The 7,065-nt window shown below is 45.2% G+C and carries 9 protein-coding genes; 4 read left to right on the top strand and 5 right to left on the bottom strand.

Annotated features, from left to right (window positions below):
- A partial coding sequence (locus tag ACYVEA_RS34010) for a hypothetical protein (RefSeq protein WP_461117840.1) occupies positions 1–460 on the top strand: 460 nt, incomplete at its 5' end.
- A 5-nt stretch (positions 461–465) separates the two neighbouring features.
- On the opposite strand, the gene ACYVEA_RS34005 is transcribed toward ACYVEA_RS34010, so the two are convergent.
- From ACYVEA_RS34005 to ACYVEA_RS33995, 3 genes are read right to left on the bottom strand one after another with little or no spacing between them, the layout of a single operon-like run.
- Complete coding sequence (locus tag ACYVEA_RS34005; protein ID WP_461117839.1) at positions 466–744, bottom strand: type II toxin-antitoxin system RelE family toxin; 279 nt, start codon at positions 742–744, stop codon at positions 466–468.
- Positions 734–943 (bottom strand): hypothetical protein, encoded by a 210-nt coding sequence (locus ACYVEA_RS34000; protein WP_461117838.1) that lies wholly within the window; start codon positions 941–943, stop codon positions 734–736. The genes ACYVEA_RS34005 and ACYVEA_RS34000 overlap by 11 nt, the downstream gene beginning before the upstream one ends.
- Before the next feature lie 44 nt (positions 944–987).
- Positions 988–1,941 carry a RepB family plasmid replication initiator protein gene (locus tag ACYVEA_RS33995; protein WP_461117837.1) on the bottom strand — a complete coding sequence of 318 codons (954 nt, stop codon included), beginning with the start codon at positions 1,939–1,941 and terminating at the stop codon, positions 988–990.
- A 588-nt stretch (positions 1,942–2,529) separates the two neighbouring features.
- Here ACYVEA_RS33995 and ACYVEA_RS33990 point away from each other — a divergent pair.
- Positions 2,530–2,979 carry a plasmid mobilization protein gene (locus tag ACYVEA_RS33990; protein ID WP_461117836.1) on the top strand — a complete coding sequence of 150 codons (450 nt, stop codon included), beginning with the start codon at positions 2,530–2,532 and terminating at the stop codon, positions 2,977–2,979.
- Positions 2,976–4,601, top strand: a complete 1,626-nt coding sequence (locus tag ACYVEA_RS33985) for a relaxase/mobilization nuclease domain-containing protein (protein WP_461117835.1) — start codon at positions 2,976–2,978, stop codon at positions 4,599–4,601. The genes ACYVEA_RS33990 and ACYVEA_RS33985 overlap by 4 nt, the downstream gene beginning before the upstream one ends.
- A 75-nt stretch (positions 4,602–4,676) precedes the next feature.
- Here ACYVEA_RS33985 and ACYVEA_RS33980 read toward each other — a convergent pair whose 3' ends face one another.
- Entirely contained in the window at positions 4,677–4,880 is a 204-nt protein-coding gene (locus tag ACYVEA_RS33980; protein ID WP_461117834.1) for a hypothetical protein, read from the bottom strand.
- A 250-nt stretch (positions 4,881–5,130) separates the two neighbouring features.
- On the opposite strand from ACYVEA_RS33980, the gene ACYVEA_RS33975 reads away from it, so the two are divergent.
- A complete protein-coding gene (locus tag ACYVEA_RS33975) occupies positions 5,131–5,640 on the top strand; it encodes a hypothetical protein (protein WP_461117833.1) in 510 nt (169 codons plus the stop codon).
- Between the two features lie 596 nt (positions 5,641–6,236).
- On the opposite strand, the gene ACYVEA_RS33970 is transcribed toward ACYVEA_RS33975, so the two are convergent.
- Positions 6,237–6,884 (bottom strand): hypothetical protein, encoded by a 648-nt coding sequence (locus tag ACYVEA_RS33970; protein ID WP_461117832.1) that lies wholly within the window; start codon positions 6,882–6,884, stop codon positions 6,237–6,239.
- Positions 6,885–7,065 lie beyond the last annotated feature (181 nt).

The raw sequence follows: 7,065 nt of genomic DNA, 5'->3' as shown, positions 1-7,065 counted from the left end.
ACCTGAAAAATCCTTTAACTATGTGTCCGACAAAACGTCTGACATAACTGTTATGGACCCAATCGATGCAAATACAAAACCGGAGTTACGTCAGCAGCTCACAGAAGTAGCGCTGACAGAACCAGAGTTAAGTCAGACAAAACCCGAAACAGACAAAAATAGAGGTGGACGTCCTCGTAAAGCTCCTGATGTAACACCCTGGACAGTTAGAGGTGTGGATTTGGAAACGCGAACGGCTATAGAAAAGGCCGCGACACGAACAGGCAAGACCATTGGTCAGTATATGAATGAAGATCTACGCCAGTATGCTCAAGAACAGCTAAAAAAAGGGAATCAGTCACCCATGAAACAGGAAGATCTGCGTACTGAACTAGATGATATCAAAGGCATGATTACTCAGCTTGCTGAACGGATACCGGTACAAGAAAAAAGGGGTTTTTTCCAGCGTTTGTTTGGCTAACGTTTCTACTCATAAACATCTTTACGATGAGCTATCTTCATGATTAAGATAGTTACCTGCTCATTTTCTATCGTGTAGATGACACGGTAATCTCCTACTCGAATCCGATAATAGTCATCTTGGTCGCTGCCTGGCATATCGAAGTTCTTCAACTTCTTATGGCCATGTGGTTTGGGCTCCTCTGATAGGTCCTGTATTTTTTCGAATATCCGGTCCTGCATTTTGGCCGGAATCCGTTTTAATTCTTTAGCCGCTGACTCGGTAACGACAATCTTATAAACCACGGCTTGCCAAAATTTCGTTTTTCAGGTCTTCAAAAGGGCGCGTAGGCTCACTACGTCGCTCTATAGCATCAAGGGTATCCATTAAGTCTTCTACGATCTCCTGTACAGCTTCATTGGTTAAATCTAGCTGCAGAGCCGTCTTTTCCCCCTTGCTGTTAGTGACGTAACTAATGCCTTGACGAATTGCAGTTGCATTCATTTGCTTATCCTTTATTGGTTACATGACAGCTTTACTACGCTTTTTTACTTCTTATCGAGGCCAAATTCTTTCTGAAGAATTGAACGAATATAACCAGGCTTATTCTTAGTTCGATCAAGTTTGCCCGACGTTTGCAGTCCGTCTACTCGGTCAGCAAATATCTTGACGTTTTCGTGCGTTTTAAGGGCTTCTAAAGCCTGATCTATCAGTGGTGAGTCTTTCCCAAAGATTTGCCCTAAAAACCGCATGACGAAGACGACATCCTCGTTCTTAGCCCTTTCCTGAGCTATTTGCTTCTTTTTAGTGTGGATTTGAAAAGTCCACCGCTTTACAGATCCTCCCCGTCCGCGTCCCCCTCGTTCTTCGCTATAAGTGAAATATATGTCACTTATCCCGTCTTCATACATTCTCATTAGCTCAGCCTGAGCTACTTCAATAACATCTCGTTTTAGCTGAGCTGTAGCGAGCTTGATACAAAGTACATCCCGAAGGCCATCCGGTGTAAACTCAAATTTGCCAATGGATCGCCACTGGCAACACCACTCATAAAACCGTTGAGAGAACTTACTCGCTAAAGTCATGACAACAGTAGCATCCAGTACTGTAAATCTCTTTGTAAGTTCATACAAGTAGGGTAAAACGTCTCTAGAAATGCTTACCTCTAAACCTTTATTTTTCTTATATTTTCCTCTTGTTACAAAGCCAGTTTCTGTCCAGCTTCCATCCGTTTCATCAATCGAAAAGTCCTTCTTACGCAAACTAACAACCGCTTTACGATAGTCCCGATAGCGATTGTCATTAGGATCTGACTTCTTCATTTGATCTTCCATGATGAATAGGTCGAGATCTCTGTTAAAAAAGTCATTTGTTATACCATCTTGGACGGTTTTCATAACCTCAATCAAAGACAGATACACTAAACGCTTTTCTGTTGTAGTATAGTCATAGCGAGCTCCAGTGATAGCATTAGTCTGTTTGAACGTATCAATCTGTACCATAGAATTCATTTTATGCGTAAAAATAAATAAAAAGCATATAACTAATAAATATAATGCCTCCTTTTCCGTCAATTACGCATAAAATACCCTAAAAAACTCCGTCAATTACGCATAAAACTCCGTCAATTACGCATAAAATACCCCCATAACCTGCTAAAAATCAATTAGTTACGGAGCCGTAAAGTTTGCAAAAGTAATATATGATAAAGTGCAAATGCCAAAAAAACGGCTTTTGAGAGGTAAAAAGGGGTAAAAAAACCGAGTTATCCACACCCAAAAAAGCAGCAAACAAGACTGTCAAATTGGAAAGAGGAAAAGAAAGCAAAAACTAAAACCCGCACCGGGGGCGCGAAACTACGTTTATAGTTTAATGCCCCACAATTTGTACTATTTCATTATTGTCTACCCTTTCCTCCTCCATCCTTTAGTATAACAGGGGAAAATAGGCCACCTGTCTTTCCCCTGTTATACCTGGCTGCTACCCGTACTTCCTAACTGCTTTTTTCGGCCCCGTCGTCTACTCTTCGAATCGACTTGACATTGTGCGATGTTGTGCGTATTTTTGGTTTGTCGGTAGCAAAGCAAGCCATGACATTGTACACACAACTGCCCTCCTATCGTCGGTTGTTGCGCGCCCAATGTCCACCGCCCGGCTTCACGCTACGCTACCGGGCTTGGCCTGGTCAGGGCAGGCCCCGACACCCCCAGCTACCCCACAACATGGAAACAACGCTATCTAAAACCCATCGTCTGGATCTGCGCGTGACGGAAGAGGAACGCAAAAAGATTGCACAAAAGGCAGAAGCCGCCGGGTTAAAGGTATCCGAGTATCTGCGCCGATCGGCATTGGGGTCCAAGCCTGCCGCCACGCTCGCTGCCGGTTCTGAAGGCCCAGCCATCCTGACCAAACCCGAACGGGCGCAGCTGGCCAGTATCGCCAATAACTTAAACCAGTTAACCCGCTACGCGCACACGGGCCAGTTCGATCTGGCCGGCATTCAGGCATTAATCACCCAACTTAACCAGCTCCTGGTATGATCGCCAAAACCACCACCGGCCGTAGTTTTGATAGCGCCCTGGGCTATGGGGCCGCGGATCTGACGGTGCAGCAGCGCCAGCACAAACAGCCCAAAGTGGCTTTGCTGGATAGCTACAATCTGATCAGTTACAACTGGCAAGGGATGGCCGCTGAAATGGCGGCGGTGGCGCAGGGCAGCCGCTGTAGCACCCCCGTCTGGCATACGTCCTTATCGGCCCAACCCGGCGAGCAGCTGAGTGCCGACCAGTGGCGAGCCGCTGCCCGGCAGTACTGCACGGCGATGGGGGCCGATCCCGCCCAGCACCAGGTGGCCATCTTCCAACATCACGACACCGCCCACGCTCACGTACACATTTACATCAACCGGGTCCGGCTGGATGCTGGTCCGGCTTTGGATACGAGTCATAACTACGCGCGCAATGTCAAAACAACGCGTCAGATCGAGCAGGCGCTGAGCTTACAGACCTTACCCGAGCAGCGGACGAGTCTACGGGACCACAGCGAGCAGACCCAGGCCAACCGAACTGGTATCGCTACTATCCTAAGCCAGGTGTTGGCCGAGCAAAAACCGACGACTTTAGCTGAATTAACCACCGATCTGGCGGAGAAAGGGATTACCACCCAACTAGCGACGAATAGCAAGGGCATCTATGGCATCAGCTTTCAGCAAGGAGATGGCCAGCCGGTGAAAGGATCGGCGGTGGGCTACAAATACCGGCAGCTGGCCACCCAACTCGAGGCCAACCGAGCCGAATACCAGGCCGAAATTGAGCGGCTCAAACACGAACTGGAACAGAAGCCAGCGGTGGTGGAGATTCAAACGCCTGACGCTGGCCAGCAAGCCGAAATCAATCGACTACGGCATGAGCGGGACGTGGCCTATGAGAAGCGGAATGCCATGCAGCATGCTTTGCTAAATCACGAGCCTAAAACGGTCATTAAAGAAGTTGAAGTGATCAAAGAGGTTATCAAGCCCGATCCGGCTGATCAGACCAAGATTGAGCAGTTGAAACAACAGCTTCAGCGCACCTACCAGGCGTATGTACAGCAAAAGGAGAAAGCCGAAAAATTGCCCGATCTGGTGGATACCCTGGCGGACTTGCGGCAGCAGTATGATGGGCTAGCTGCCCAGTTGGGCCAACTTGAGCTGGCCCTGGAACAGGAGCGGCTACGCTACCGGGAGATGGCCGAGAAAGGGAAGGCCCACATGGAGACATACAATGCGCTGGTGAATCGCTACAACGCCTTGAAAGAAAGCCGTCAGGCCCAATCCCCTACGCCTTCGATAAGCCCGGCCGTCGCCCCTGCTTCGCCCGCTTCCAAACCGGCTGTTGAGGGGTCTAGAGGACTGGATAAGGATTGGGTGGCCAGTATGGGTCATCGTTTACGGCAGGCCGCTAAGGCATCCAGTAACTTAACTGAGTTTACCAACCGGCTCCAGTCGGCTTCCCAAACCAATCCGCCCATCACCCGTCGTCCAGGGCCCGATGGTCAGTATCTCTATTCGGACAAAAACGGACAAGCGACGACGGCAGCCCTAGGCTTCAAAAAGGGGGAGTTAAAGCAACTCGTTGAGACTCCCATCCAGCAACAAAAGAAAGGTCCAAGTCAGAAGCGATAGTTGGACTTTTCTTAGGGTTGTTGTATAAGCAATCTTATGTTAAGGGAATATTCCAAGATTAACCGCCCAATCCCACTAACAGTTAGGGGAAGATAAATGAGGTAACTCGTCGGCTTGTAAGGCCTGCCAAAAGGCCCAGTCACTCGTGTGTAAGTAGTACTTCAAATACTGCTCTCGATTCAGGCACAGGGCCATGGGTGTTTCGGCTTGCCGATGAATCTTGATCAGCCGGATAATACGTCCGATCCGGTCGAAATCATGGGTAGAATATGTATGCATAGATTAAGCTTTAAGTACGGTAATCAAAGATATAAGACTGGCTTACCAAATCGAAATGAATGCTCATAAAAGAGGGTAGGTCCAGGCCCCTCAAACTTTAGTATATAGCTTTTGGGGCTTGAGGGAGGATTTCTGTCTTTTTAGGGAGGCTATACTTTACATAAGCGCATTTATGTAACACTGATAGACGACCACATTATCATTTTCATAAACTAAATCATTGGCGTTTTCTTTTAGCTAAAAAGCACCAATGATTTTATCAATTGTCACAACCGATTCGATTTTACAGAGAAGGGAGTTTTTCTGTCAACTCAACACATTAGAAACCGGGTTTGAACTGTTGAGTAAACTGACTGCTCAAGGTCATGCCTTATTGAAAGCGCATCTGATTGAGAAAGGCAAGGTCATTGACTTACCCGTAGAAGCTTTTGATGGAAGCCCGTTTCAAGAGCCTATTCAGCAATTGGAAAACCAGTGGATCGCTCTTCTGGAGACAGTAAAAACGGAGGCCACTCAGAAGCTCTTGACAACTAACTCAATTAAAATGCAGAAACTGGTTTTTTGTGAAGAGCAGATTGTGGCTCTAGAAGGCAGAATAACAAGAACCTATCAATTTCTAGACAAGCAGCAATCTTCATTTACAGCATATAATGAAAAGAACACTCTTTTCGATAATTACCGAATTATTTTAGAGAATTATCAACGACAGCTCAATAAAGCTTGGCAAATTCGGCAGCAACTACTGGACTGCATCTACTAGGCGTTATTAGTTATTAATAAATTAAATCCCGCTAATTTATTAATAATATTCTAAGGTTTATACTTTCTTCTATTTTGACTTTTTCTATCTTAAATCTATTTACATAATGGTAGTTATAAAACGAGTCTGGGAATAGTACTAACCTGCTGTGGGGCAGTGAGTTGTACTATTCCCAGACCCGTTTTATAACTGATTTTATGTAAAGAGATTTTTTTTAGAAATCATTTATGAGTCTTCAATTCGAAGACTATGTTTTATCTAAAAGGCTGCCTTAGTAAAGATGAATATTTCAGAAATGATCCATGCACTACCTAATAGGAAGGTGACAGACGAAAGAGTTTTTTCACTAGTTGATAATCGAAGCCATAAAGCATAAGCAAGTAGAACAGGGCCTGAACAAAAAATAGTGTAATAAATTATCCACCAGTTCATTACGGGTGAAAATATAGAAAACCTCGAACCATAAAAATAGAAAATAGGTAAAGCTAGTATGACTAGGATAACAACGTAAGTTTGAAAAGATCTAGCCATTGCAGAGTGTTGTATAAGTGCCAATATGTTAATCTAGCAAGCTATGCTGCCCAAATAGTACAGTTTTAGGCAGGTAAGCCCGCGGGAAATCCACGCTCAAAAAAGACCATAAACAAATCAATATTGAAGTAGGAGTCTTCCTCTGTCTGGATGGCACTTACTTTATAATCGGCCAAGTGATTATCAAATAAGGTGAACCCAGGAAAAATACTAGCGATTTCGGTTAGTAACTCGGGTGTATAGCGCTCGTGCGATTCAGTGAATGGCAAATAGGACGCATAAGGAATTGGTCGTTGCTGGTTAGGGTTGCGCGAATAGTCATAAACTGGATGCTGATTGCTTAGCTTGGCACTGTGATCGACGTAGAGCAACCCAATTTTTTTGTCAATGAAACTTAAGAAAACAACAAGCGAGGAGCTAGGCTGGAGATGTTCTTGTTTAATTCCAATAACTAGCTTGTAAGCCTGAGGGGTCATTAATTCATGATTTCGTATAAATTGAACCCAAGGTTTTCCCCTAATCTTTTCGATCAATATAGTCCATTCCCCCGCAGCGGCTTCTGCCTCTTGCCAGGCTCTTTTAAGTTGAGCCGGAAACGGGGCTAAGAACTGCTCCCGACTGATCTTAAATGCGATCCCATCGGGAATTAACTCCAAAGGGTAGTATTCTTCAATTGTCGAAAGATATTTGGAAAGTCCTTCAGTCTGTTTCATTCGATCAAACTGTTGTATAATCTGAATTATGACAAGTTGATTACCTAAGTTTGTTTGCGCTGACAAAACCTAGGTTTTGTATATACCTGAAAAATCCTTTAACTATGTGTCCGACAAAACGTCTGACATAACTGTTATGGACCCAATCGATGCAAATACAAAACCGGAGTTACGTCAGCAG

Source organism: Spirosoma jeollabukense, assembly GCF_054777855.1.
This window is presented reverse-complemented; position numbering and strand designations above follow the sequence as displayed.

Bases quoted from the DNA above. Each gene is read 5' to 3' on its own strand.
- ACYVEA_RS33990 (WP_461117836.1), top strand. From the start codon at position 2,530: ATGACATTGTACACACAACTGCCCTCCTATCGTCGGTTGTTGCGCGCC.
- ACYVEA_RS33970 (WP_461117832.1), bottom strand. From the start codon at position 6,884: ATGAAACAGACTGAAGGACTTTCCAAATATCTTTCGACAATTGAAGAA.
- ACYVEA_RS33975 (WP_461117833.1), top strand. From the start codon at position 5,131: ATGATTTTATCAATTGTCACAACCGATTCGATTTTACAGAGAAGGGAG.
- ACYVEA_RS34000 (WP_461117838.1), bottom strand. From the start codon at position 943: ATGAATGCAACTGCAATTCGTCAAGGCATTAGTTACGTCACTAACAGC.
- ACYVEA_RS33995 (WP_461117837.1), bottom strand. From the start codon at position 1,941: ATGGTACAGATTGATACGTTCAAACAGACTAATGCTATCACTGGAGCT.
- ACYVEA_RS33985 (WP_461117835.1), top strand. From the start codon at position 2,976: ATGATCGCCAAAACCACCACCGGCCGTAGTTTTGATAGCGCCCTGGGC.
- ACYVEA_RS33980 (WP_461117834.1), bottom strand. From the start codon at position 4,880: ATGCATACATATTCTACCCATGATTTCGACCGGATCGGACGTATTATC.